This window comes from Staphylococcus pasteuri, from assembly GCF_030547725.1.
Classification (GTDB): Bacteria; Bacillota; Bacilli; order Staphylococcales; family Staphylococcaceae; genus Staphylococcus; species Staphylococcus pasteuri.
In genome coordinates, this window is record NZ_JAUOQO010000142.1 from 1 (window position 1) to 323 (window position 323).

Annotated in this window: 1 protein-coding gene; it reads left to right on the forward strand. The window is 44.6% G+C overall.

Annotation, left to right across the window (positions count from 1 at the left end; genetic code table 11):
- Positions 1 to 323: GNAT family N-acetyltransferase (locus Q4528_RS13160; protein WP_303521933.1), on the forward strand; the 323-nt coding region annotated here is incomplete at both ends.

Genomic DNA, 323 nt, shown 5'->3' on the forward strand with positions numbered 1-323 from the left:
GAACATTGAACGTATATTTAAGACAGCCAGAGCGCGCTGATTTAGAGGAACTCAGCGAGTGTTACCAAAACAGCGAGATTTTTCATCGCCCTTGGAGCTACCCGCCTAAAAACGTGCGCGCTTATTTGGAAGAGGAACACCGCCAATTAGTGTGTTTAGCTGAAACTGGCGAGATCGTTGGTACTTTTAATATCTCGGCGATCATTCGAGGTCATTTTCAGTCAGCTTATCTTAGCTACGAAGTGTTCCACCCTCACCAGGCCAATGGCTATATGAAAGCAGGTATTCGCCTATTACTAAACTACGCCTTTGAAGAGTTAAAT